Genomic DNA, 23,987 nt, shown 5'->3' with positions numbered 1-23,987 from the left:
GAGATTGGGATACCTGTCATGACTACCTCGCCCGCAGCGGAGCCGGAGTTCGACCTCGTCGTGACAAGGAAGGAGGTCCTCGCTACCGACGTCGCGCAGCTCACCCTGGTGCGGTCAGACGGTGACGAGTTGCCGCCCTGGGAGGCGGGGGCGCATATTGACCTGGTTTTGGACAACGGACTGGTGCGCCAGTACTCGCTGTGTGGTGAACCCGCCAGCCGCTCGGAGTTGCGAGTAGCCGTGTTACGGGAGCAATCGGGGCGCGGCGGGTCGCAATACGTACATGAGAAGCTCGAGGTGGGACAGCACGTACGAATCCGTGGTCCGCGCAACCATTTCAACTTGGTCGATGCAGATCAGTACATTTTCATCGCAGGTGGAATTGGAATCACTCCGATCCTCCCCATGATCCGCGCAGTGGCGAGCAGGGGAGCGGACTGGCGGTTGGTCTATGGCGGTCGGGCACTGGCGTCTATGGCCTTTCGATCCGAGCTTCAAGAAATAGACAGCGAGAGAGTTCACTTCGTCCCGGCTGACACATCAGGAATCATCGATGTGGCGCAGACGCTCGGCTCTGCAGCCGGCGGGGACGTGGCGGTTTACTGCTGTGGTCCGGGGCCTTTGCTCGACGCGGTCGAGGGCCGTTGTCGTGAACTCGCCGGATTCACTGCCCACGTGGAGCGCTTCATGCCCAAGAGCGATCTCCTCGAGGGTGGAGTGGACAGATCGTTCACCGTGGAGCTGGCACAATCCAAGCTGACTCTCGCTGTGCCAGTAGATTGTTCAATTCTCGAAGTGGTGGAGGACGCTGGGATCAACATCCCGAGTTCGTGCCTCGAGGGTGTCTGCGGTTCCTGCGAGACGAAGGTGCTGGCAGGAAAGCCCGACCACCGAGACTCGGTCTTGAGTGCAGAGCAGCAAGAATCAGCGTCAACAATGATGATCTGCTGTTCGCGTTCGTGTTCGGACCGGCTCGTGCTGGACCTTTGAGGCAGCGCGCTGAAGTCGACTGTGCGCCACGAGTGGCCCTGAGGTGGACTCCGGTCCGATAGGGGCTGGGTCAGCGTCACCTCGCGGTCTAATGACGCCCGAATTTCGCCGCGCCGCTCATCACGATCGGTCGCGGACGCGGATCCCGTACCTCGCGATTTTCCGATAGACGGTGGCGCGACTCATTCCGAGTGCCTCGGCGACCTCGCCGGCCGTCATGGTTGGATCTGCCAGTCGCCGGACCAGTTCGGTGCGTTCGAACTGCTCGATTCGCGTCAATCCGTGGCGCGGTCCATCGATGACGTCCGCAGGTAGATGGTGCAGATCGATGACATCGGTTCGGGCAGCGACCGCGCGCACCACACTACGCAGCTGCGCCACATTACCCGGCCATTGATAGTTGGTCAGTGCCCGCAGCGCTGTCGGGGTGATGGTCAGTGCATGTCCGCGTAGTTCTTGGGCGAAGTGGTGGGCGAGGGGTTCCACGTCGTCGGGTCGCTCCCGGAGAGCCGGCGCCCGGATGACGACGTCGATGTGCACCGCCAACTCCGCTGGGAGTGATTCGACATCGTCGGCGGTTATCGAATAAGGCCGTGGACCCTGTTTCGGTTCGACTGTTGACCGGGCCTCCTCGAACGCGTGACCGAGCTGCGTCGATCCCCACCGCGCCAGAGTGTCGACGTCACGGACGACGATGTGTGTACCCATCTTCTGCAGCTCTGGGGTCCATAGGTCCAACCAGGCTTCCACGTCGCCGGGGTCGGGGGGACTGACGCTCAGGATTCGAGGGCTGGACGCGAGGCGTTGGTGGGCGCGAGCGAGCAAGGCGGCGCGTCCCGAACCCGGTTCGCCGACGGCGGCGACCGTCTTGCCGGAGGCGAGAGCGGCGTCGACTTCTGCCATCGCTGTCAACCAGGGTGCAGACGATCCGACCGGCATTGCATTGTCGGTGTCCAGGCGTGCGGGTCTGACCCAGAAGACCTCACCGCGGGCAGGCCGTTTCGGAACATGCCCACCCGACCTCGCGCGCATCAAGGCTGCAGTACTGGTTGCCGCAGACTGCGCCAAGGCAAGGAGGAGTTGACTCGATGATCGTGACCAGGTCGACAGGTTCACGGTACCCATCAATTGGCCGGAGGTCAGATCGTTGACAGGGACTGCGGCACAGGTGAATCCGAAGAGATCTGCGCAATAGTGCTCGTCTGCGGTGATGAGTGTCGGGGCCCTATCGGCCAGCGCCAGCGCCAGACCATTGGTTCCGGCTTCGCGTTCGGAGAACCTGAATCCCGGTGCCAGATAGACCTCGTCCAGCGCGTCGATCAGCCCCGGATCGCCACTGCGTCGGCTCAGGACCATACCCCGGCTGTCGGTGAGCATGAGGGACACGGGTTCGGTCTCGAGCGTGCGCCACAGTTGCTCGAGAACGCTGTTCCCGCACTCGTAGAACAGCGACCCATCGTCGACATCGTCACCGGAGAAGACCGGCTCGATCGCGTCGACTGATACGCCGTAGGTTTCACTGCGCTGCCAGGACGCCATCACTCGCGGCGGGACAGTGTCACCGCGCTGAGCGGGTGCACGCCACTGTGCGCGCTCGGGTAATGGGTTCGTGTGGTTCGTGGACATACTTCTCGCCTGCTTCACTCCGACCTTGCCTGTGACCCACGTTACAGAGGAACAGCGCGGGAGCAATTTTGCGGGGTCTCAGATTGAGACATCGCAACGCCCGATCCTCACCGGACCCTACCTAGATTGAGGTCATCGCTGTGATGGCCGTCACGCGACATCAAACGTATCGAATGGAGCCGCACATGTATGCCAAGAACGGAGAGAGCTTCTTCATCGTCGACGCCCACGTAGCCCTGTGGGACGCGCGACCGGAGAACCAACGCAACATCCACGGCAAGCAGTTCATCGACTGCTTTTACGACTACCACCGCAATCTCAGCCCGGAATCCGAGGTGTGGCCATACGACGACTACCTGTACCAGGGTGGTGAGCGGCTGATGAAAGACCTGTTCACAGACGGTTACGTCGATCATGCAATCTTCCAGCCGGCCCACCTCGGCGAGTTCTACAAGAACGGATTCGGGCAAACCGAGGAGTCCTGGGCGCTGACCCAGAGGCACCCGGAGAAGCTGACCTACAACCACAACTTCGATCCTCGCAACGGCGAAGCCGGACTCGAACAACTCCACGCCGATGCTGAACGATTTGGCCTCAAAGGAGTCAAGCTGTACACCGCCGAATGGCATGGCGAGTCCCGCGGATACAAGCTTGACGACCCGTGGGCGTACCGCTATTTCGAGGCCTGCCGCGAGCTGGGCATACGGAATATCCACGTACACAAGGGCCCGACTATCCGCCCGCTCGACCGTGACGCCTTCGACGTGGCCGACGTCGATCACGTGGCCTCAGACTTCACCGACCTCAACTTCGTCGTCGAACACTGCGGACTGCCACGACTCGAGGACTTCTGCTGGATCGCCACACAGGAGCCCAACGTCCATGCGGGTCTTGCGGTGGCCATGCCGTTCATTCACACCCGACCAAAACACTTTGCTCAGATCATGGGCGAATTGCTGTATTGGCTTGGCGAAGACCGGATCCAATTCTCCAGCGACTACGCGCTGTGGACACCGCGGTGGCTGATCGAGGCCTTCGTCGACTTTCAGATTCCCGAGGAACTCGGCGAGTATCCAGCGCTCACACTCACCCAGAAGAAGAAGGTTCTCGGTCTCAACGCCGCAAAGATGTACGACATCCCGGTCCCGCCCGAACTGCAGATCGCTGACGCCGCGGAACCGGAGGTTGGTCCGCGGGGCGCCGAGAAGGCCGAAGAGGCCGCAGACCACCTCGTCGGGGCGTGAGATGAACGATATCGATGACACCGCGATCCGCCGGGCTCTGGGCACCGTCATGGATCCCGAACTCGACGAACCAATCACCGATCTGGGTTTCGTACGATCGATCCACGTCGACGCAGACCGGAGTGTGACCGTGCACTTGAGGCTCCCAACGTCCTTCTGTTCCCCGAACTTCGCCTATCTCATGGCGTCCGACGCGAAAGACGCGCTGCGGCTGCTGCCCGATGTTTACGGCGTCACCGTCGTGCTCGACGACCACCACGACTCCGACATCATCAACCGCGGTCTGGCAGCCGACGCCGGGTACTGCGGCACTTTCGGTCACGAAGCCGACAACAGTCTCGATGAGCTCCGAATGACGTTCGTGCGCAAGGCCCACACCGCCGCAATGGAACGCGTCTTGACGTCCATGTTGCGCAATGACCCGACACGAACCGAGCAATCCGTGGGTGACGTGGTAATCGCAGACCTCCCGGAAACGCCACAGACCGAGGCGCTTCGGCGACGACGAGAAGCACTTGGATTGACCAACAACCCACACGACCATGTCCTCGTGGACCAATTGGGCAGGCAGTATCCGCCCGAGGAAGTGCCGCTGCACCTCCGCCGCGCCCGCTCGACACGCATCTCCGTCGACGGAAACGCCCATTTCTGCAGGGGACTGTTGCAAACGCGGTACCCCGGCTCAGAAGCCGACCAGGCACCCCGCCCGGCCGACCCCTCGCACCTGCTCCCCGTAACCGCAGTTTGACGACAAGGAACGTCCATGAAGATGAAAGCCGTACAAGTGGTGGGTTACCACCAGAACTTGGAGATCACCGAACTCCCCGTGCCCGAGGCCACCGGGCCGTGGGATGTCATCGTCCGCATCGGCGGCGCCGGTGTCTGCCGGACCGATCTGCACATCCTCGAGGGCCAGTGGGCCGAGAAGTCTCAGGTATCGCTGCCATACACGATCGGTCACGAGAACGCCGGATGGGTCCACGCGATCGGCAGCGCAGTCACCAACGTGGCCGAGGGCGACAAGGTGATCGTCCACCCGCTCATCACGTGTGGGCTGTGCCGCGCCTGCAGGGCAGGCGACGATGTGCATTGCCAGCAGAGTCAGTTCCCGGGAATCGACACTGCGGGAGGCTACGCCGAATATCTCAAGACCTCTGCCCGCAGCGTCGTCAAAATCGCTGATTCGCTCGAACCCAGCGCAATCGCCGCCCTCGCCGACGCCGGACTGACCGCATACCACGCCGCAGCCAAGGCTGCCCGGCGCCTGCGCGCCGGCAATCGCTGCGTGGTCATCGGCGCAGGCGGACTGGGTCACATAGGGATTCAGGTCCTCAGTGCCATATCGGGTGCAGAGATCATCGTCGTCGACCGAAACCCCGACGCAGTCAAGCTAGGCCTGTCGATCGGAGCCGACCACGCCGTCGTAGCCGACGGCACTCACGTCGACCAAGTTCTCGACCTCACCGACGGTGTGGGGGCCGAGGCAGTCATCGACTTCGTCGGAGAGGGCGGCGCCACCGCCGAAGGCATCCGCATGCTCCGCCAGGCCGGCGACTACCACGTCGTCGGATACGGCGAGAACATCAACATCCCAACCATCGACATCGTGTCGTCGGAAATCAACTTCATCGGCAACCTCGTGGGCACCTACAACGACCTGTGTGAACTGATGGTTCTTGCCGCGCGCGGGAAGGTCAATCTGCACACCAACCAGTACCCTCTGGAGCGGTTCCAAGACGCCATCGACGACCTCGATGCCGGTCGCATACGCGGACGAGCCATTCTCACGCCGTAACCGAGTGCTGCGAGCTCTGACACCAGGGTCTCGGCCGGCTTGCAGTCGGCGAGCCGGCCGAGACCTTTGGGGACCGGCGGTTGCCGTCCCGGAGCAGGTCAAGGTCTCATTCCGTGCCCGCAGGACCGAGATGGGTGTTGAGGAAACCGGCGGTGATGCTGAGACTGAAATCGCTGTCGAACAAACCGGCTTCATGGCCGGCACCCCCGAGGGTCACCAGAGTGGATTCGACGCCGGCGCGGACGAGCCGATCATGAAAAGCCTGGCTTTCGCCGATGTTCACGATCCGGTCGCGGTCACCGTGCACGACCAAAAACGGGACTGCGTCGCTGCTGATTCGGCCCAGTGGACTGGCGTCCGAGATTCCTGGGCCTCCCGCGGCAGGATTCTCGATCCCCAACAGCGCACTCTCGACAGGCGGATCGAGCAACAACGTCTCCAGCCAGGAGCGACTGGCGTTTGACTGCAGATCGATCCCACCGAACCAGTTGATCACGCAGTCGACGCGGACTGCCTGGGGGTCTGCGTCGCCGGCCAAAGCGTGGTCTGAATTGGTGGTTCCCAGCATCGACGCGAGGTATCCGCCCGCCGAAGCGCCCCAGGCGCCGATTGTGTCGGTCGCGAGCCCGAGATCCGTTCCGTGGGCACGCAGGTGGGCCACAGCAGCTTTGGCGTCGTGCACCTGTGACGGGTAGATCGCGTCAGGCGCGAGTCGGTAATTGACTGAAGCAACTGCAACGCCTAAACGCGCCAGCGGGATCAGGCGCTTCTCTGCGTCGTCCTTCTTGTCTCCTGCCTGGAATCCGCCGCCGTGGAAATAGGCGACCACAGGCACGGGCTTGTCGGTATCGGGGCGATAGAGATCCAGCTTTTGAAGTGGCTCGGCGCCGTAGGCGATGTCGTAGGAAGCAGATACCGAGAACATGAATACTCTTTCACTGGACGATGGTCGGAGTGCGTGAGTGGCCCGCTGGCGACTGCCAAGTGTCCTGCGGAGCCGGGCGGATGGTGCGGACCGGAGGTGGGCGCGTGCTCTGCCAAGCGCGACGAGGTCCGGTTCTTCTACAACAGCTTGAAGACAGGTGTGGCCGTTTTATAGTCAAACTTCCAGCCGTCTGCGGTCCTGACGAGTTCGTCGTGGAACTCGCCGAGGGCGCAGGAACTGGGCGCAGGGACGGTATTGTCGACAGCCGCCGTTCCTCGAAAGATCTGAACGTAACTCACTGCCGAGCACGTTGTGGGCGAGTGATGATCCAAGTGAATGTTGGTGAACACGTGGCGTTCGAGTTGGTCGCCCGGCTTGGATTCGAGTACGGACCGGATCTGTGCGCGACCTCTGAGGTCGTCGCCGTGTCTGTTCCAGGTGCCGTCTTCCGTGAAAAGATCAGCGGCCTGATCGAACTGACGGTGATCGATGAAGTAGGCGAACGCAACGATGACTTGACGGCAGGCTGCGTCAGCTTCTGTCCAGTCGGACTCGTTGGTGTTCATGCCGGACCGTCCAGGAGGTGTGCGGAGCCGGTATGTCTCCGTACAAGGTCAACGCCGTAGTCGTTGGCATTGGGGAACCGCACGATTGTGTGAATATGGAACGGCTCGGGTTCGGTATTGGTCAGAAACACTCCTGCGTGATGGTCGAACTCGAGCAGGATGACGGGGCTATGGATGCGGTAGTAGAACGCGTCGCCGACCGACCTGCCGCCAATCCAGCTGAACCAGGTCTCATCCAAGTGTTCGCGCACCGCTTCCAAACGTGCCGTGCGGGGCCCGTCGGGCTGGTAGTCGAGAAACTGATTGATGAGATCGACGGTGTCCTCTTGCACAGAGAGTGGAAAGTCGGATACCGGTGCGCCTTCATAGGGAATGACTCGGTTGTCTTGGAAGGCACCACCGAGGTGTAATTCATCTCCTGGATGAATACGTCCGGCTGGCATCAGTGGGTCTCTCTTCAGGTTATAGAGGACGGCTCGCTGGGCCAGCTCCGACGGCAGGCTGTTGATGATGTTGAGACCCGCGCTCTCGAGATTCGAGAATAGATATGTCCCGCAGTGGGGTCCGCTGTCGATGTGATTGGGTTCGGCCCCGAAGAACACGGGAGCGAGTATCTGTTGATTGCCAATGAACAACGAATTAAGGCACAGGTGGTGCCCATAAAGACTCCAACCCCATGGCTCGTTCTCTGAGGGGGTGCCGAAGATGTTGACGTTATAGCTGCGTTCGTTCAGGACTTTGGGTAGGTTGACGATTTGACCCAGGAATCCATTGAGGTGCATAGCAGTCCGCGCTTTGGCGTAGCCAGCCGGACTGAGAGACTCACGAAGTAGATTCAGAACCAAATCGACAGTCTCATCTGTCTGCTCTTCTAAGCGCAGGCCGAAGCGATTGACATAGAATTCCGGATTCATCCATGCGCGCCACACCTTGCTGTCCAGTGGGTGAAGCAACTCTGCCCGTTGGGACGGCGAGACTGCGTCAAGGAGAGCCTCCGCAGCTTTCGTCGCAACTGTGGTCGGGGCGTTCTCGTTGGTCCCGAGTGGGAAGAGATCGGGCACTGGTGAGCCGTCGGAGGTGATGCCGGTGAAGGTCGCGGTTTCAAAGAGGTCGAGCCAAGCCGCCACGGCGGGCCCGGCTACCGGATCGTCTCGCATCGTGTCGGCCCACCCGCGAGCGTCGAGCTCAGTCAGGCCGTCGTAGCGGGATGCCTCAGGCAGATAATCACGAAAGTGTGACCCCATTGATCGCTCCATTCTCCTGGTTCGTCGTCGCAGACTCAGAGGTGTGTCTTGACGCTTCGACCGTCTGTCGCATAGTTTGCCACTAGACCGTAAATTGGTCCAGTGGTCCGCAGGGCGGATCGGACAGGAGCTACGTGCTCCAGGAAGAGGGTGGTCATGCCCCACACGATGTCGACTGTCGCGCCGTTCCTCCAGGGGGTTCGTGTGCTTGATGTGACCGGAGCATTGGCGGGGCCGTACTGCTCGATGATTCTCTCGGACCTTGGCGCCGACGTGATCAAGATCGAGCCGGTCGACGGCGATGCCATGCGCCGTCGAACGATGGGTCCCGATCGGATCCCCCTTCCCTTTGCGATGACTCATCGCGACAAGGGAAGTCTGGGTGTCGACCTCAAGACTGACGCTGGTCGAGACATTCTGAAGAAGCTCGCGCGCAACAGCGATGTCTTGGTGGAGAACTTCAGGACCGGCGCGATGTCGTCTCTCGGCCTGGGGTACGACGATCTCGCAGAGGATTGTCCCAACCTGGTCTACGCCTCGATATCGGGCTTCGGTCAGTTCGGACCCATGCGTGACGCAAAGGCGATCGACCTCGTTGCCCAGGCGTACGGGGGACTCATGAGCGTCACCGGCTCCGAAGACGGGCAGCTTGCGAAGTCGGGGTACCCGGTCTCCGACCTCGGCTGCGGGATGTGGGCGGCAATCGGAATCCTGGCAGCCTTGATGCGTGTGCGGGCGGGCGGAGCCGGCTCCCATATCGACGTGGCGCTTTCCGACACGGTCGCGGCCTGGTCGGTGTGGGAGGTGGCGGACTACGCGTCTACGGGGGAAGTGCCCGGGCCTCTGGGTACCGCTCATCGGCTCGCTGCCCCGTACCAAGAGTTCAAATGCCTCAACGGCGAAGCGCTTGTCATTGGCGCCGTGGAACGGTCGTGGGGACGGTTATGCGCTGTCCTCGGCGTTGACCTGTCAGATGATTCACGATTCGCGACGGAGTACGAACGATTCCAGAACCGTCACGCCCTCAGCGCGATTCTGGAACGACGATTCGAAACAGCGTCGCGAGATCATTGGATAGAGACGCTACGAGCGGCAGGAATCGCCTGCGGCCCGGTCAATTCGATAGATCAGGTCGTGGCCGATCCGCAATATGCAGTCCGTGGAATGTTCCCGAAGGATCGCAACCTCCACGGCCACGACACGATAGTCAACACTCCGGTCATCGCCGACGGTGCGCCCCGGGCACGCGGACGTGCTCCCCTGCTTGGCCAATCAACGACAGAGCTGCTCTCTGAGCTGGGCTACGACGAACAACAAGTTCACGACCTGGTCACCGCTGGCGTTGTGGCGACGCCACACGATGTCAAGGCACACGAGGAGATTGGGATTTCATCATGAGTCTGCTGGATTCACAGGACGGCAGCGGTCTCGGCCGCGCTCTCGTCGACGGAAGATCGGTCATGGTGCTCACTGCTCCGGGCACGTCGGCTGCAAGAACCGCAACCGTGGACGGACTCACGTTTTCGGACCTTCCGGAGCTCTTGGCCGCATGCGATGGCCGGGCCGATCGAGTCGAAGCCGGCGCCGAGGTGGTCTTGGACGATCTATCGCTGGTGAGCCCAATCGAAAACCCTCGGAAGATCATTTGTGTCGGCCAAAACTACGCCGCTCACGTCGCTGAAGGCGGGCGGACGAGTTCGCCCGCCTATCCGGACCTGTTCGCCAAATGGGCCAACGCGCTATCGGGTCCACACGCGGAGGTGCCCTTGCCGGAGGAATCCGACCAGATCGACTTCGAAAGCGAACTCGCAGTCGTGATCGGTCGCAAGTGCCGACGTGTCAGCGCTGCGGAGGTCGCGGACGTAGTGTTCGGTTATACAGCCGCCAATGACGGATCGGTGCGTGACTTCCAGGTACATACGGCGCAACGCACAGCCGGCAAGGCCTGGGAGCGACTTACCCCCCTTGGGCCGGTGGTCATACCGGCGCAGCGACTCGGTGGCGTCAACCCTGATCTGCAGATCACCGGACTGTTCAACGGTCGCATCGTGCAGGACGACCGGACAAGCAGCATGCTCTTCTCGGTCAGCGACCTGGTGCAATACATCACGATCTTCATGTCCCTTGAACCGGGCGACGTGATTCTCACCGGCACCCCCGCCGGCGTCGGAGCGGTTCGAGAGCCGCGCCTCTTCCTGCGCGACGGCGATACGTTTGAAGTACGAATCGAAGGTATCGGCGCCTGCAAGAACACCTATGTGAAAGAACAGCGGCAGTGACCCAGACATCTGACACACGCGGAGCCATACTGCTCGATATCCGATCGTCAGTTGCGTGGATCACCTTCAGCAACCCCACGAAGCACAACGCGCTCTCCACGGCGATGATGGCGCAGCTCGACCAAACCCTTCGAGAACTGGGCGGTGACTCGTCGGTTCGAGCCGTGGTGTTGCGCGGTGAAGGCTCGGATGCCTTTGCCGCTGGCGCAGACATTTCCGAATTCGAATCGCAGCAGAATGTGGACGAAGTGCGGCAACAGAATTCGGATGCTGTGTCGAGTCTCTTCCTGGGTCTGTCGGAATCGGCAACGCCGGTCGTCGCAATGATCTCGGGTTACTGCTTGGGCGCAGGTGTTGCGCTGTCGATGGCAGCAGATATCAGAATCGCCTCAACGACCAGTACGTTTGCCATTCCCGCTGCGCGGTTGGGCATCGGCTATCCGGTAGCTCTCACCAACGCGCTCGCGCGCACCGTCGGGCCCGGGAACGCTGCCGAGATCCTTTTCACGGGGAAGAGGATCGACGCGCGGCGGGCTCATTCCATGGGACTGGTGAACGACGTGGTCCCGCCGGAGGAACTCGAAACCGCAGTAACTGCAATGACATCGGCGATTGCCGAGAATGCTCCGATGTCGATCCGCGCCGCGAAAGCATCGATCGCTGTGGGTGCCGACCCTGGTAGGGCTGCAATCGCTCAGTCCTACGTAGACGCCTGCGCCGACTCAAACGACTTTCGGGAGGGCCAAGCGGCCTTCATGGCAAAGCGCGCTCCGCGGTTCACCGGGGTGTAGGCCGGCCCGGCACACACCACGGCGCGTCATGTTCGACGAATACGGGCCGACTGTTGGCCGGGCGATCGCTACCGGTGGGAGATTTGAATGACTTGGGAACACCAAACGACAGTTGAAGTGCGCTTCTCCGACTTGGACATGAACGGGCACGTCAACCACGTTGCCTACCTGACGTGGGCTGAGGTGGCGCGCGCACGTCATCTCGCATCGCTGGGTGCATCGCCGGCCGCGCTCGTACAGAATTACATGGCAGTGGTCATCTTGAGCCTCACGGTCGACTATCAGCGTGAACTGCGTGAGGCGCCGTCGGTTGACTGTGCTACGTCGTATGCCTTCGGTGCGCGGAAGTCCTTTACCGCAAACACCGTCATTTCCTACCAGGGCACCGTGGTGTGCTCGGTTCGAACGGTGTTGGGACTGATGAACTTGCGAGACAGACGACTACATAACACCCCGCAGGAGCACATGGTGGCGGTCATGGCTCAAGCTGATACCCCGACGGATGAAGGAGCGCGATGACCCCCCTCAGCAAGGTTGATCACCAGCATGCCACCCAGGCGGAGCCGACCGGAGTCGATCACGGTGGCCCCATCACCGGTGCGCAGGCAGTAGCACGGGTCATCTCAGAGATGGACACACCTACGGTCTTTGGAATGCCCGGCGGGTACACCATGCACGTCTTCGACGCCCTTTACGATTATCGCGACACCGTCGACGTGCACCTTGTTCGCCAGGAGTCCTTGGGTTCAGTCATGGCGGAAGCGCAGGGCCGGTTGACCAATCGCCCGGCCATCGTCATGGGCCAAGGCGCGTGGATCCTGGGCAACGCCGGCATCGGCATCATGGAGGCGCATCTCGGAAGCTCGCCGATGGTCATCCTGATGGACGCAACCGACGGAGGTGCGTTCTCGCACCTGGGTCCCTATCAGGCCGGCTTGGGTGGTTATGGAGCGGTCGACCTACCAGCAGCGATGCACGCGATAACGAAACAGACCTTTGTTGCTCACGATCCCAGCCAGGCATACCAGATGACACAACTGGCCATCAAGCACGCCACGTCTGGCGAGCCGGGCCCGGTTGCGGTGGTGTTTACCGGGCGGTCCCTGTTTGACAGTCTCGATTCTGCAACACAACCACCTCGTCACTTCGGCAGGTCATCGGTTCATGCAGCGGTCGACCGTGTGTCCACCAGCGAGATCGAGGCGGTGTGCCAAGCAATCCGAGCGTCACAGCGACCAGTTATCATCGCGGGCAACGGAATACGATTGTCCGCCGCAGAGGCTCTCCTGCACGACTTCGCGACAGCGTGCGATGTCCCGGTCGCTACGACTCCTGCCGGTAAGGGAACGTATCCCGAAGACGACCCGCTGGCGCTGGGGGTTATTGGCGCATTCGGCCACGACTCGGCTAACCAAGGGGTCGGTGACGCCGATCTCATCCTTGCAATCGGTACCAAGCTCGGCGCAACGGACACGGCAAACGAACACCAAGACCTCATTGATCCGCACCGTCAGACGCTGATTCAGATCGACGTTGAGCCGTGCAACCTCGGTTGGACATTTCCAGTCGACGTCGCGGTTCGCGGAGATGCAGCCGATACTTTGCGGCTGCTCCGCGGTGCGCTCGACGCATGGAACGCAGACGGATCGTCGCACGTGGAAGAGCTCAGACGCCAATCCACGTACTTCAATCGGGAATTCTCCTCGACGCCTGAGGAATTCAGCGCACGTGATGCAGTGCGCATTCTGTCGGAGGAACTACCGAGCCGGTCGGTTGTGACGTGTGATGCAGGAGAGAACCGGTTGTACGTACTGCGTGACTTTCAGTCGAAAGCAGGCGGCACCGTGTTACAACCCAACGGCGGCGGCGGCATGGGCTACGCGATTCCTGCCGCGCTTGCGGCCGCTCTGCAAGGTGACGGCCGGCTTGCGGTGGCGACGTGCGGGGACGGCGGATTCGCGATGTCGTTGCACGGCGTGCTATCCGCTGTCGAGCTCCAAGCAAAGATGCTGATCATTGTGCTCGACAATCAGATCCTGGGCTGGGTGAACCACGGGCAACGCGACCGGCCGATCGCTTCGGTCTTTTCGTCCTTCGATTTTGCTGCCATTGCACGATCGATGGGTTGCGAGGCTACTGCGACGTCTGATGGCGACAGTTTCAGGCGCGCTGTTGTCCGTGCGGTTGAGTCGGACGCGGTGTCCGTCATCGTTGCGTCGACCTCACGTGGTGATCGCTACCAGGATGTGATGTCCAGCCTGCACACCACGGACACCTACGCGGTCCCGGCCAAGAGATCCGAGTGACAGTGTGAGTAGGTCAGAGGGAATGCTCACGGGTCAGCACGCTATCGTAACGGGGGCAGGCGCGGGATCGGCAGGACTCGCGCACTGCGACTTGCCTCACTTGGAGCAGCAGTCGCCGTGGTGGACATCGACCTTCGATCATTCGAAGCATTCGAATCTGAGCTCAGCGAGGGTGGCGCGCGCACGACCGCAGAAGAACTTGAGCAGCGAGGCGGTCAAGCGCTTGAGTTCGAGCGGGATCTGACAGATCCCAGTGCCATGCCTGAGGTGGTGAGCGAAGTGGTGCGGGCCTGGAGCCGCATGGACATAGCGGCGTTCATCGCAGGTGGCGGCTCGGGAACCTATGATGAAACGCGGGCATCCGTTGTCGAGGACAACGTCTTGGATCTGGTGATCGCGCGTAACCTGAACTCCACGATTTATAGTTGCAAAGCAGTGAGCCCGGTCATGCTCATAGTGCCCCACAGAGTGGTGTAACTCGGTGGCCGAGTTCGTTACCGAGCCCGTGTCGCTCACATAGATAGAGCGGCCACCGCGTGATCCTTCGAGTCAACCTTCCACAGAATCCTCGAGGAGTCATCGCGATGACCGCACTCCACATTGTCGACCCTGCAGGCCTTCGTGGCCAAGCCCTGGCCGAAGCGTCACCAGATCTGATGCGTGAGCTGCTGCAAACCATGATCAACGTCCTGCTCTCGCCGATGCCGACGCGGTGTGCGGAGCCGAATGGAACCAGTGCTGGGCTGTGCGCACCAACCACCGCAACGGCTACCGCCACCGACCACTCGATACCCGTGTCGGGACCATCGATATCGCGGTCCCCAAACTACGTTCGGGCAGCTACTTGCCCGAATGGCTCCTCGAACGCCGCAAACGAGCCGAATCCGCACTGATCACCGTGGTGGCCGACTGCTACCTTGCCGGGGTGTCCACCCGGCGGATGGACAAGCTGGTCAAGACCCTCGGCATCGATGCACTGTCGAAGTCGCAGGTCTCGCGCATGGCCACTGATCTCGACGAGCAGGTCAAAGCATTCCGCCATCGCCGACTCGACGAGGTCGGACCGTTCACCTTCGTCACCGCCGACGCCCTGACGATCAAGGTCCGTGAGAATAAGCAGGTCGTCAACGCCGTTGTCCTGCTGCCACCGGCGTCAACGGCGACAGCCACCGCGAAGTACTCGGCATGCAAGTGGCCACCAGCCAAACCAAAGCCTCCTGGAACACCTTCTTCGCCGTCCTGGTCGCCCGCGGCCTGGGCGGGGTACGTCTGGTGACCTCCGATGCCCACGCCGGGCTCATCGAGGCGATCGCGGCGACCCTGCCGGGCGCAGCGTGGCAACGGTGCCGCACCCACTACGCAACAAACCTGATGGCCGCGTGCCCCAAGTCCATGTGGCCGGCGGTCAAAGCGATGCTGCACAGCGTCTATGACCAGCCCACCGCCACCGCGGTGCACGAGCAGTTCGACCGTCTCCTGGAATACACCGAGGGCAAACTCCCACAGGTTGCCGAGCAACTCGGTGATGCCCACGAGGATCTGTTGGCCTTCACCGGCTTTCCCGATGACGTGTGGCGACAGATCTGGTCCAACAACCCCACCGAACGCCTCAACCGCGAAATCCGCCGCCGCACAGACATTGTGGGCATCTTCCCCAACCGCGACGCCATCATCCGGCTCATCGGCGCAGTCCCGGCCGAGCAGACCGACGAATGGGCCGAAGGCCGCCGATACCTCGGCCTCGAAGTCCTCAACCGATGCCGACTGACCCTGACCACCGACACCTCCACAACAACGGAGACCATCACCGACCCGCTGATCGAGCTGAATCACCCTAGGTTTTGTGCCGCCTCGGTGGTGGGCTGGACCTCGGTGTTGAGGGCAGCGTAGTGGTCGTGCTCGTACTCGTTGGGCGGGAGCAGTCCGATGCTGGAGTGCAGACGGTCGCAGTTGTACTTATGTGGGTGATCGGCGTCAAGAGCCGGTCATGAGACGTCGGTGTCGAGTCGTTCGAGGAGTCCGTCGAAGACCTTGGCTCGGCCAACTTGGCCCTTTTGTGCGGCGTCGTCGCGTTGGGCTTGCAGGGTGGGACGGAACTCGATGGTGGTGACGAAGAAGCTGCAGGATTCGCAGATCGATTCGAAGTGGCAGTCCATGTCGACGGGCCGGGCACAATATCCGTTGCCGAGCATGCGGCGGTGCATTTCGGCGCGGAGCTTGCGCATCTCGGAGCCTTCGTCGGTGTCGGGAAGGTGTGGCGGCTGGTCGTAGAGTGCTTCGACCTTTTCGGTGACGGAGAAGTACTGCTCGGCCACGGTCCTGTCGGCGATGCGGGCGTAGACCATGGTCATGGCGAGCGTTTTGTGGCCGAGCAGAGCGGCGATGGCGTCGAGCGACATGCCCCGGTTGATGGCCTGGGTCGCGAGGGTGTGGCGCAGTTGGTGAGCGGTGACATGTCCGATCCCGGCGGCTTCGGCGTGCCGGTCGAGCGCGGCCGTCACTCGGTGGCTGGTGATCGGGCGGTGGTTCTCGACGAGCAGCCGGCTGGTGCGGATGCCGGCGGGACGATGGTTGTCGATCCAGTCGTCGAGGAGTTCTTTGAGCTGGGGATGCAGCGGTATGTAGCGGTCATTGTGCATCTTGCCCAACGGAATTCGTAGCCAGAAGGCTGTACCGATCTGGACCACGGCATCGGTGGTCAGTCCGAGTAGTTCGCCGATGCGGATGCCGGTGCGGGCGAGTAACTCGACAATCAGACGGGACAGGGGGTCGGTATCTGCGCGGGCGGCGCGGAGAAGTTTGGTGGCGGCCCCGTCGTCAAGGAATCTGGGCAATGGCTTGTCGATGATCGGTAGGTCCCCGATGAAGACCAGCGGACGCACCGGTGCGTTCGGGTAGTCCCAGTCGGTGATCCGGTCGAAGAAGCAATGCAGGTTGATCAGAGCGTTCTTGATGCTGACCCGGTTCAACGGTTTCCCGGTACGTGGGGTGGGTGTGGTGGACAGCCACTTCTTGAACTCCTCGATGTGAACTCGTTGCAGCTCAGAGCAATTCGCGATCTGTGGGTGGGTGTCGGTCAACCACGAACCGAAGCGCCGCAGGTCGTGTTCGATGCCGGTGACCGTATTGGGTCGCAGGCTCAGGGTGACCTGCTCGATGTAGCGGCGAGCGGTGGTCGCGTAACCGTGTGTGATCGTCGCCCAGCCGGTCGTCGCGACTGGCTGATGGTTCGACGGGCGCCGCCAGGTGGACAGTCTCTCGGCATGGAACAGGGTCAGCTGGAGCTGGTTGAACATGCCCGCGAGGTTGCGGCCGGCCTCGGGCAGCCCCCGCATCCGGTAGCTCGCCAGGAGCGCTTCGCGAGCCGGGAAGAACTCTGTATCACTCACTGCGGCAGGAGGAGTCGCGGTCATCGCGGAGATCTTGGCCAGTAGATTCCACTGGCCGGTGATCCGCGAGCCGCTGATCTCGACTGTCTCGCACGCCTCGAGAAACCAGCGGTAGTCCTGCGGGCAGTGGGAACGTGCGGCGTATCCCAGATGCAGATTCAGCGAGCTGATCAACTCGGCATCGGCACGCAGCTGCCCGGTGACCATCAGCCAGGACGCGAATGAGCGCGCTTTCCCGACGACCTCGAGCCGCTGCGGCGAGGTCAAGCAGTGCCAGCCGCCGGCGCGACTCACTCGCCTCTGGCAGGTTTCGGCTGCCTGTGTCGTGGAGCGCCCAGTCTTGAGTCCTGCCGCGCGCATCGCCGCGAGGTAGCTGGCGACGATGTGTGCGTCGTTGCCGGACAACTCGGCGGCCGCGGCCATCATTGCTCCGAAAGGTCCTGGGCATCAATGGCTTCCATCGCTCGTCGGTACTCGCTGGCGAGCCAGTCGTTGGCCAGGTGTAGGTAGATCCGAGTCGACTCGATCGAGCGGTGGCCAGCCTGGGACTGGATGGCTTCCAACGCCATCCCGGCCTCGCGTAGCCGGGTAAAGCAGGTGTGCCGCAACTGATGGCACGTCAGCTGCTCGATGCCTGCACGGCGCCGCGCGCCGGCGATGATCTCGTCGAGCCCGGCGGCGGTGAGTGGTTGCCCGCGACGGGGACCCTTGAGCACGACGAACAGGCGATCGGTGGCCGTATCCTGTGGACGCTCCCGATTCAGATAGTCGGTGACCGCGGTGAAGAAGCGTGTCGAGATCGGCACGATCCGCTGATGCCCGCCCTTTCCTTCGGCGATAAACACCCGTCTTTCACCAGGATTGAGATCGTTCAACCCAAGTCCGAGGACTTCGCAGCGCCGCAGACCGCCGAGCAGCATCGCGGCCACCATCGCCCGGTCACGGTCCGTGCGCAATGCCGCGACGAATGCATCGGCTTGCGCGGGATCGAGCACCCTCGGCAACGTCCGCGGCGCCCGGATCAACGGAACTCCCCGCACTGCCCGGCCCGGACTCCGAGTCGCGAGTCCTCGCGGCACGGGATTCGCCGTCACGACACCAAGGATTCGCAGATACTCGTAGAGCCCGGCGATGCTGGACAACCGGCGCTTGATGGTGCGCGCCGACAACCCCTGCTCGCCGTCCTCGATGCGCACGACCGTCGCACCCCGACGCGGCTGACGCTGCTGCTTGAGGAAATCGAGCACGTCATCGACGCTGACCTTCTCGGGTTCTCGGTCGACGACCTCGAAGAACACCTTCAGGTCGTAGGCGGTCGCCAGGACTGTGTTCGGTCGCGCCCGCGTGGCAACCAGTTCGAGATAGTCGTCAACCAACTCGTGCCCGAGTGACACCATTCGGCCGCCGGTACTTGCGCCGCGCACCAGACAGGGATCGAACACCACGCACCTCCCGAGTCGAGGGTCCGCCTGCCCTGGAACTATCACCAGCAGACACGCCGAGATCACCTGCATATCGTGACCACCACTCGTATTCGAGGGTGGCCAATTCGACGTGCTCCACGGTGCGCCAGGGACCACGCTGGCGGATCAGCTCGGTCTTGTAGGCCGAGTTCACGCTTTCGGCTAGCGCGTTGTCGTAGGAGTCCCCGACGGTCCCTACTGACGGTGTGATTCCCAACTCGATCAGTCGGTCGGAATAGGCAGCGAACGCTGGCGCGCAACGCACCATCGCCGCGCGAAGAGAACACAGCTCACTGCGGCATCAGCGATTCGTGTCTGGATGTATGAGTGCTGTTCAGCTGCGGTCGGTTCCGATCATGACGAAGCCGAGGCGCGCCGGCTCGGAGCCGAGGTTGCGCCATGCGTGACGTGTTCGTTGTTGAACGACTACGTCGCCTGCCTCGAGCTGCGTGCGCGAGCCTTCGTCTAGCTCGAGCCAGATGGTGCCGGTGAGCACGATCGCGTAGTCGACGGTTGGTGTGGTGTGAATGCCGGGGTTGCTCGGTTCGAAGGTCTCGACGAAGTTGGGGAGGTGCTCGAGCTGTTCGCCGATCGCCTTCTGGAAGTCGAAGCTGGGGTCGGCCATGACGGCGTCGGGTGGGAACTCGACGACGATGAAGCGTGAGTGTCCGGGGTCGGGGATGGCGCTGACACCGACTGGTGCAGTCTCTTCGACGGCTGGATTGGGTACTGGTTCTGCAGCCCAGAGGATCGATGCGATCATGCCTGGGGTGGAGTCGTAGGTGTGTTCGTTGGGAGCGGGGCCGTCGCTGAGGACAACGGATTTTCCGTCGCGCTTGCCCGTGACGACTCGTCTTACCGCGGTCATTGTGTAGTTCCTTTTGCCGTAGGTGATTTGGTTCGCGTGATCGTGTCGTGGGGTCAGGGGGTTACGACGACGTTCACGAACCCGCCCAGACGGGATCCGACGGCATCGAAGGCATCATTCACTTCTTCCAGCGAGAACGTACGGTGCTCAAGGAACGTCAAGTCGATGACGCCGCTACCGATCATGGAAACCATCTGGTCGAGATCGTCCTCGTTGAACCACTGGGAGCCCACCGCGTGGACGTCGCGGAGCAGGATCTCGAAGTACTCCTGTTGGACGGGTCCGACGACACCGGCGGCGACGAGGACCGCGCGGCCTCCGACTTTCAGTGCGCGGAGCAGTTCGTTTGTTCCGTTGATGTCTCCGCCCACGCCCAGGCAGTCATACATCATGTCGGTGCCGCGGCCGTCGGTGTGACTCTTGACCCACTCGACGAGATCGACATCGTCTTCGGACGAGATGGTCTCCACACGACCAGATGCGCCGAGCTTCTTGACCTGGTCGAGGATCTCGCGGTTTCGGCCGATTCCCAGGATTTTCGTTGCGCCCATTCCGAGGGCGATGGCGACGGCGGCCACACCCAGGGTGCCGGTCACTCCGTTGATGAGCAGTGTCTGCCCCGGACCCAGGCCTCCCTTGCGCAGTGCGGCGAACGTTGTGCCGATGTAGCCGAATCGGGCTGCGGTGTAGAAGTCAATGGACTCGGGTAGTTTGGCGATACGCCGGTCGGGTGAGAGGACGTACTCTGAGAGCCCTCCGAGCGGGTACTGCTTGATGAGTTCGGCGCCGTTGGGAGTTGCATACATGTAGCCGCGCAGGCAGGCACTCGCGCACATGTCTCGGCGACCACGTCGGCAGTCGTGGCAGTTTTCGCAGGTCATGAAGGGATCGACGTATACGCGGTCCCCGGGGGCAAACCCGATGACGTGTTCGCCGACGGCCTCGATTGTTCCGGAGACGTCGAGCCCGAAGACTGCTGGCAGCGGCGGCAGGCCCAGGGGTGTGAGTCCGTTGACGATGTTGTAGGAGTTGGGGACGAGGCCGCAGGCTGCGACTTTGACCAGCACGTCGCGCGGGCCGGGTTCCGGTTTTTCGGCGACTCCGACTTCCAGGGGTTTGCCTGCTTCGATGAGTCGTGCGACGTTGATCGTGGTGGTCATGGGTGTACCTATCCGTGCTTGACCGCGGTCGGGCGCGGTCGGAGTGGGTGTGGATGTAGGGCGGGGTTTCACGCGGTGACTCGAGGTTTGAGACGAGGGAGGAGTTCTCGTGCGGTTGCGTGGCTGATGGCGTCTCGGTCGGCGTTTGTCAGGTCGACATGTGCGTAGTGGTCTGCGAAGTAGTGCACGCCTGCGTGGGTGACGTGTGGGAAGTCCGTACCGAACACGAGCTTGTCGGAGGAGGTGAAATCGAGGAGCGCTTTGACGGTGCTGCTGGTCGAGGACTGCGCGAGGTCGAAGTAGAAGGTGCGCAGGTCTTCCAGGATGTATTCAGGTGCTCGCGCGTTGCCGTCGAGTCCGTTGGTGAATGCGATGCGGTGTGCGGCGTAGGGCAAGAATCCGCCGGCGTGGGCGAGGATGAACCTGATATTTGGATAGCGGCGTATGTAGTCGTGCCGGGACAAGGTCACCGCTGCCCGCGTGGTGTCGAGGAGGAAGTCACAGATGTAGGGCGGCACTCCGGGCACCGGCGCGGCTGGAAGTGTCGAGGGGTGCAGGAACACTACGGCCGCCCGGTCGTCGAGTGCCTCGAGGACGGGTTCTGTGCGGGGGGCGCCGACGTAGGTGCCGTTGGCGTTGGCGAGCAGGATGATTCCGTCTGCGTCGAGTTCGTCGTAGGCATAGGCGATTTCAGCGACAGATCCCTCAATGTCGGGCATCGGCACCGAGGCGAAGAGCCCAAAATGCTGTGGGTGGTCTCGAACGATGTCGGCGACATGGTCATTGACCCGGCGTGCGAGGTGTCGGGCGGATCGATCGTCGCCGAGATGGACGCCGGGGGTGGAGACGCTGAGGATCGATGTCTGGACCCCATAGGTTTCCATGATGTCCAGGGCGCTGGTGGCACTCCAGTCGGGGATGGCCATTCCCGCTGCTGTGATTCCTTGTTTCGTGAGGTGCTCGCGATAGAACGCTGGAATGGCGTGGTGGTGGACGTCGATTCGTGTCATCGGGATGACCTCACTTCACAGGGGGAGCTGGCGTTGCTCGGTTTCGACTGTCATCCAACGAATCTCGGTGAACTCGTCGAGACCGTTGAGGCCTGATCGGCCCCAGCCGGAGTCTTTAACTCCGCCATTGGGGGCTTGGGGTTCGTCGTTGATGGTGGGGGCGTTGACGTGCACCGCGCCGGAGTCGATTCGACCTGCGATCGCCATGCCGCGTCCGACGTTGCCGGTCAGTACCGAGAACGCGAGACCGTAGGAGTTGTCGTTGACCAGTACGATGGCTTCGTCGTCGGAGGACACGGGGCGGACGACGACGATGGGCCCGAAGGTCTCTTCGTGCGACAGGGCTGCGTGGTCGGGAACGTTGGTCAGGACCGTCGGGGTGAACACTCGTCCGGTGTGTGTCCCTCCGGTGATCAAGGTGGCGCCGGCATCGATGGCCTCCTGGACTGCGTGGATGGCGCCGTTGAGCGCAGAGTCGGTGATGAGGGGGCCGATGACGGTTGTCTGCTCGCGCGGATCTCCGGTCGGGAGCATCTCAGCGATGGCGGTGAGCTTGGCGGTGAAGTCCGTGGCGACCGCCTCGTGGACGAGTACACGGCGGGCGTTCATGCAGACCTGTCCCTGATGGAAGAAGGCGCTGAAAGCGACTGTTTTCGCAGCGTGATCAAGGTCGGCGTCTTCGGTGACGATGATCTGGTTGTAACCGCCGAGTTCCAGCACGCTGCGCTTGAGGGAGGCCGCCGCCTTGGCGCCTATGATGCGCGCGACGCGCGCGGAGCCGGTGAAGTACAGGCACCGGACGGCGGGGTTGGCGTAGAGCTCTTCGGCTACGTCGGCGGCTGCGTCGGTGGCGTGGGTGACCACGTTCACCGTTCCCGGCGGGAAGCCTGCTTGTTCGAGGACCTGGGCGACGACCAGGCCGGCGGTGACGGGAGCCAGTTCGGAAGGCTTGACCACCACGGTGTTGCCGGCTGCAAGGGGCGCGATGACCGATCGCCAGGCCAGGACCTGCGCGCCGTTCCAGGGAGTGAAGCTGGCGACGACGCCGAGCGGTTTGCGTTCGGCGTAGGCCAGGGTGTGCGGGAAGTCCGAGCGCAGCATTTCTCCGTTGGGCAGGTACACCCATCCGGCGGCTTGGCGCAGGAGGTTGCTCACCCATCCGATCTGGAAGGCAGCGAAGCCGAACCCTGATCCGGTCTCGACGGCGAGGGCCTCAACAATGTCGGCGGTGCGTTCTTCGAGGAGGTCAGCGGCGCGGAGGAAGAGCTGCTGTTTGGCTGCCGGGGCGAGTTCGGCCCAGGATGGCTGCGCCGTCACCGCCGCGGCGATGGCGCGTTCCATGTCTTTGCGGGTGCTGGCGGGGACGGTGGCGATGAGTGTGTCGTCGTAGGGGTTGTGCACCTCGACGGTCTGGCCGTCGATGGCGTCGACCCATGCGCCGCCGATGAACTGTTGGAACGTTTCGGGTTGCCCGGGGGCTGCGGTGAAGATGGACATCTGGGTGCTCCTTTGAGCGGGTGGCGTGGCGCGGTGCTTGCGCCGGAGTCAGTCGGGTTCAGGTGGCCGGCGACAGTTGCGAACTGAGGAAGGTCGCCACGGCTGCGCCCACGGCCAGCGGCGTCTCCTCCATGGGGTAGTGGCCACTGTTGGGCAGCGCCTCGACGCGGTAGTTGCTGAATCGGTCTCGGAAGACGAAGTCGCACACCTCCGGGGTGATGACGGGATCGAGCGAGCCGGCCAGTACGAGGGTGTCCACCTCGCATCCGGTGACGAGCTCGACGAGATCGTCGTCGGCCCAGGACTTCAGGTAGGCGGCCTGCGCTGTGGGGTTGACGCGCTCGATGGACGAGTTGACGAAGTGGTCGATCCACACACTGCTGAGCCGGTTCCCGGTCGAGTGATCGATGACGGCTCGACGGCTGTCTGGGTCTGTGGCGACGGCGTCGAACAGTGCGCGAGTGTCTGGATCGAAGGGGACTGGATTTGCTGGTGCGCCGGCGATGACGACGAGTTTGTCCACGCGTGACGGGGCTTGCGCAGCGAGCAGCTGGGCTGCCTTGCCTCCCATGGAGTGCCCGATCACACTGAAGGATTCCCAGCCGAGATGATCAGTGATATCCAGTGCGTCCTGGGCCATTTCGGCCATGGTGTAGGAGCCGGTGAGGTCTCGGGAGCGTCCGTATCCGCGGTGAGCGGTCCAGACGGACTGGACGGCTGCTGGGTCGAGGGAACGCTCGAGGGGTGTGAAGGTGGTCTCGTCGCCGAACCATCCGTGGAGCCCGACGATCTTGGTCGGTCCGGAACCGAATTGTGCGTAGTCAATCATGTCCA

20 protein-coding genes and 3 pseudogenes are annotated in these 23,987 nt (G+C 62.5%); 11 read left to right on the top strand and 12 right to left on the bottom strand.

Features of this window, described 5'->3' with window-relative positions; translation table 11 throughout:
* Positions 1-9: 9 nt before the first annotated feature.
* Entirely contained in the window at positions 10-990 is a 981-nt protein-coding gene (locus AC4AMJ_RS09600; protein ID WP_489918406.1) for a PDR/VanB family oxidoreductase, read from the top strand.
* Between the two features lie 120 nt (positions 991-1,110).
* Here AC4AMJ_RS09600 and AC4AMJ_RS09595 read toward each other — a convergent pair whose 3' ends face one another.
* Positions 1,111-2,616 carry an AAA-type ATPase lid domain-containing protein gene (locus AC4AMJ_RS09595; protein WP_489917927.1) on the bottom strand — a complete coding sequence of 502 codons (1,506 nt, stop codon included), beginning with the start codon at positions 2,614-2,616 and terminating at the stop codon, positions 1,111-1,113.
* Positions 2,617-2,801: 185 nt separating this feature from the next.
* Between AC4AMJ_RS09595 and AC4AMJ_RS09590 the strand changes: the two genes are divergently transcribed.
* The 3 genes from AC4AMJ_RS09590 to AC4AMJ_RS09580 are packed head-to-tail and all read left to right on the top strand — an operon-like array spanning position 2,802 to position 5,655.
* Entirely contained in the window at positions 2,802-3,860 is a 1,059-nt protein-coding gene (locus tag AC4AMJ_RS09590; protein ID WP_489917926.1) for an amidohydrolase family protein, read from the top strand.
* Position 3,861: 1 nt separating this feature from the next.
* Positions 3,862-4,608, top strand: a complete 747-nt coding sequence (locus AC4AMJ_RS09585) for an iron-sulfur cluster assembly protein (protein WP_489917925.1) — start codon at positions 3,862-3,864, stop codon at positions 4,606-4,608.
* Positions 4,609-4,629: 21 nt separating this feature from the next.
* Positions 4,630-5,655: an NAD(P)-dependent alcohol dehydrogenase gene (locus tag AC4AMJ_RS09580; RefSeq protein ID WP_489918405.1), complete on the top strand. Its 1,026-nt coding sequence runs from the start codon at positions 4,630-4,632 to the stop codon at positions 5,653-5,655.
* Positions 5,656-5,761: 106 nt separating this feature from the next.
* On the opposite strand, the gene AC4AMJ_RS09575 is transcribed toward AC4AMJ_RS09580, so the two are convergent.
* The 3 genes from AC4AMJ_RS09575 to AC4AMJ_RS09565 all read right to left on the bottom strand — a co-directional run bounded on the left by AC4AMJ_RS09575 (position 5,762) and on the right by AC4AMJ_RS09565 (position 8,390).
* On the bottom strand, positions 5,762-6,580 hold the full coding sequence (locus AC4AMJ_RS09575) for an alpha/beta hydrolase fold domain-containing protein (RefSeq protein ID WP_489917924.1): 819 nt from the start codon (positions 6,578-6,580) through the stop codon (positions 5,762-5,764).
* A 137-nt stretch (positions 6,581-6,717) separates the two neighbouring features.
* Positions 6,718-7,146 (bottom strand): nuclear transport factor 2 family protein, encoded by a 429-nt coding sequence (locus tag AC4AMJ_RS09570; RefSeq protein ID WP_489917923.1) that lies wholly within the window; start codon positions 7,144-7,146, stop codon positions 6,718-6,720.
* Positions 7,143-8,390 carry a DUF3500 domain-containing protein gene (locus AC4AMJ_RS09565; protein WP_489917922.1) on the bottom strand — a complete coding sequence of 416 codons (1,248 nt, stop codon included), beginning with the start codon at positions 8,388-8,390 and terminating at the stop codon, positions 7,143-7,145. Before AC4AMJ_RS09565 ends, AC4AMJ_RS09570 begins: the two co-directional genes overlap by 4 nt.
* A 156-nt stretch (positions 8,391-8,546) precedes the next feature.
* On the opposite strand from AC4AMJ_RS09565, the gene AC4AMJ_RS09560 reads away from it, so the two are divergent.
* The 7 genes and pseudogenes from AC4AMJ_RS09560 (at position 8,547) to AC4AMJ_RS09530 (ending at position 15,656) form a co-directional block, all read left to right on the top strand.
* Positions 8,547-9,788 (top strand): CaiB/BaiF CoA transferase family protein, encoded by a 1,242-nt coding sequence (locus tag AC4AMJ_RS09560; RefSeq protein ID WP_489917921.1) that lies wholly within the window; start codon positions 8,547-8,549, stop codon positions 9,786-9,788.
* Positions 9,785-10,669 carry a fumarylacetoacetate hydrolase family protein gene (locus AC4AMJ_RS09555; RefSeq protein ID WP_489917920.1) on the top strand — a complete coding sequence of 295 codons (885 nt, stop codon included), beginning with the start codon at positions 9,785-9,787 and terminating at the stop codon, positions 10,667-10,669. Before AC4AMJ_RS09560 ends, AC4AMJ_RS09555 begins: the two co-directional genes overlap by 4 nt.
* Positions 10,666-11,460, top strand: coding sequence for an enoyl-CoA hydratase-related protein (locus AC4AMJ_RS09550; protein ID WP_489917919.1), 795 nt, complete (start codon positions 10,666-10,668; stop codon positions 11,458-11,460). The genes AC4AMJ_RS09555 and AC4AMJ_RS09550 overlap by 4 nt, the downstream gene beginning before the upstream one ends.
* 87 nt (positions 11,461-11,547) lie before the next feature.
* On the top strand, positions 11,548-11,979 hold the full coding sequence (locus AC4AMJ_RS09545; protein ID WP_489917918.1) for an acyl-CoA thioesterase: 432 nt from the start codon (positions 11,548-11,550) through the stop codon (positions 11,977-11,979).
* On the top strand, positions 11,976-13,766 hold the full coding sequence (locus AC4AMJ_RS09540; protein WP_489917917.1) for a thiamine pyrophosphate-binding protein: 1,791 nt from the start codon (positions 11,976-11,978) through the stop codon (positions 13,764-13,766). Before AC4AMJ_RS09545 ends, AC4AMJ_RS09540 begins: the two co-directional genes overlap by 4 nt.
* Before the next feature lie 63 nt (positions 13,767-13,829).
* Positions 13,830-14,243, top strand: a pseudogene (locus AC4AMJ_RS09535) (SDR family NAD(P)-dependent oxidoreductase); the annotation flags it as partial.
* Positions 14,244-14,350: 107 nt separating this feature from the next.
* Positions 14,351-15,656 (top strand): annotated as a pseudogene (locus AC4AMJ_RS09530) (IS256 family transposase).
* 95 nt (positions 15,657-15,751) lie between these two features.
* On the opposite strand, the gene AC4AMJ_RS09525 reads toward AC4AMJ_RS09530, so the two are convergent.
* The 8 genes and pseudogenes from AC4AMJ_RS09525 to AC4AMJ_RS09490 form a co-directional block, all read right to left on the bottom strand.
* Positions 15,752-17,578, bottom strand: a complete 1,827-nt coding sequence (locus AC4AMJ_RS09525) for a tyrosine-type recombinase/integrase (RefSeq protein ID WP_489917916.1) — start codon at positions 17,576-17,578, stop codon at positions 15,752-15,754.
* The gene (locus AC4AMJ_RS09520) at positions 17,578-18,600 is read right to left on the bottom strand and encodes a tyrosine-type recombinase/integrase (RefSeq protein WP_489917915.1); all 1,023 of its coding nucleotides are present in this window, start codon (positions 18,598-18,600) and stop codon (positions 17,578-17,580) included. The genes AC4AMJ_RS09525 and AC4AMJ_RS09520 overlap by 1 nt, the downstream gene beginning before the upstream one ends.
* Positions 18,524-18,856: pseudogene (locus tag AC4AMJ_RS09515) on the bottom strand (integrase core domain-containing protein); the annotation flags it as partial. The pseudogene AC4AMJ_RS09515 and the gene AC4AMJ_RS09520, both read right to left, overlap by 77 nt.
* Before the next feature lie 96 nt (positions 18,857-18,952).
* Positions 18,953-19,486, bottom strand: a complete 534-nt coding sequence (locus AC4AMJ_RS09510; protein WP_489917914.1) for a cupin domain-containing protein — start codon at positions 19,484-19,486, stop codon at positions 18,953-18,955.
* A gap of 53 nt (positions 19,487-19,539) precedes the next feature.
* A complete protein-coding gene (locus tag AC4AMJ_RS09505) occupies positions 19,540-20,646 on the bottom strand; it encodes an alcohol dehydrogenase catalytic domain-containing protein (protein ID WP_489917913.1) in 1,107 nt (368 codons plus the stop codon).
* A gap of 68 nt (positions 20,647-20,714) precedes the next feature.
* Positions 20,715-21,656, bottom strand: coding sequence for an amidohydrolase family protein (locus AC4AMJ_RS09500; protein WP_489917912.1), 942 nt, complete (start codon positions 21,654-21,656; stop codon positions 20,715-20,717).
* Between the two features lie 15 nt (positions 21,657-21,671).
* Entirely contained in the window at positions 21,672-23,153 is a 1,482-nt protein-coding gene (locus AC4AMJ_RS09495; RefSeq protein WP_489917911.1) for an aldehyde dehydrogenase family protein, read from the bottom strand.
* A gap of 58 nt (positions 23,154-23,211) precedes the next feature.
* The gene (locus AC4AMJ_RS09490) at positions 23,212-23,982 is read right to left on the bottom strand and encodes an alpha/beta fold hydrolase (RefSeq protein ID WP_489917910.1); all 771 of its coding nucleotides are present in this window, start codon (positions 23,980-23,982) and stop codon (positions 23,212-23,214) included.
* Between the last annotated feature and the right edge of the window lie 5 nt (positions 23,983-23,987).

It is taken from the genome of Gordonia sp. LMA484 (assembly GCF_058129505.1).
The sequence above is the reverse complement of the archived record's forward strand: the minus strand, read 5'-3'. Positions and strand labels throughout refer to the sequence as shown.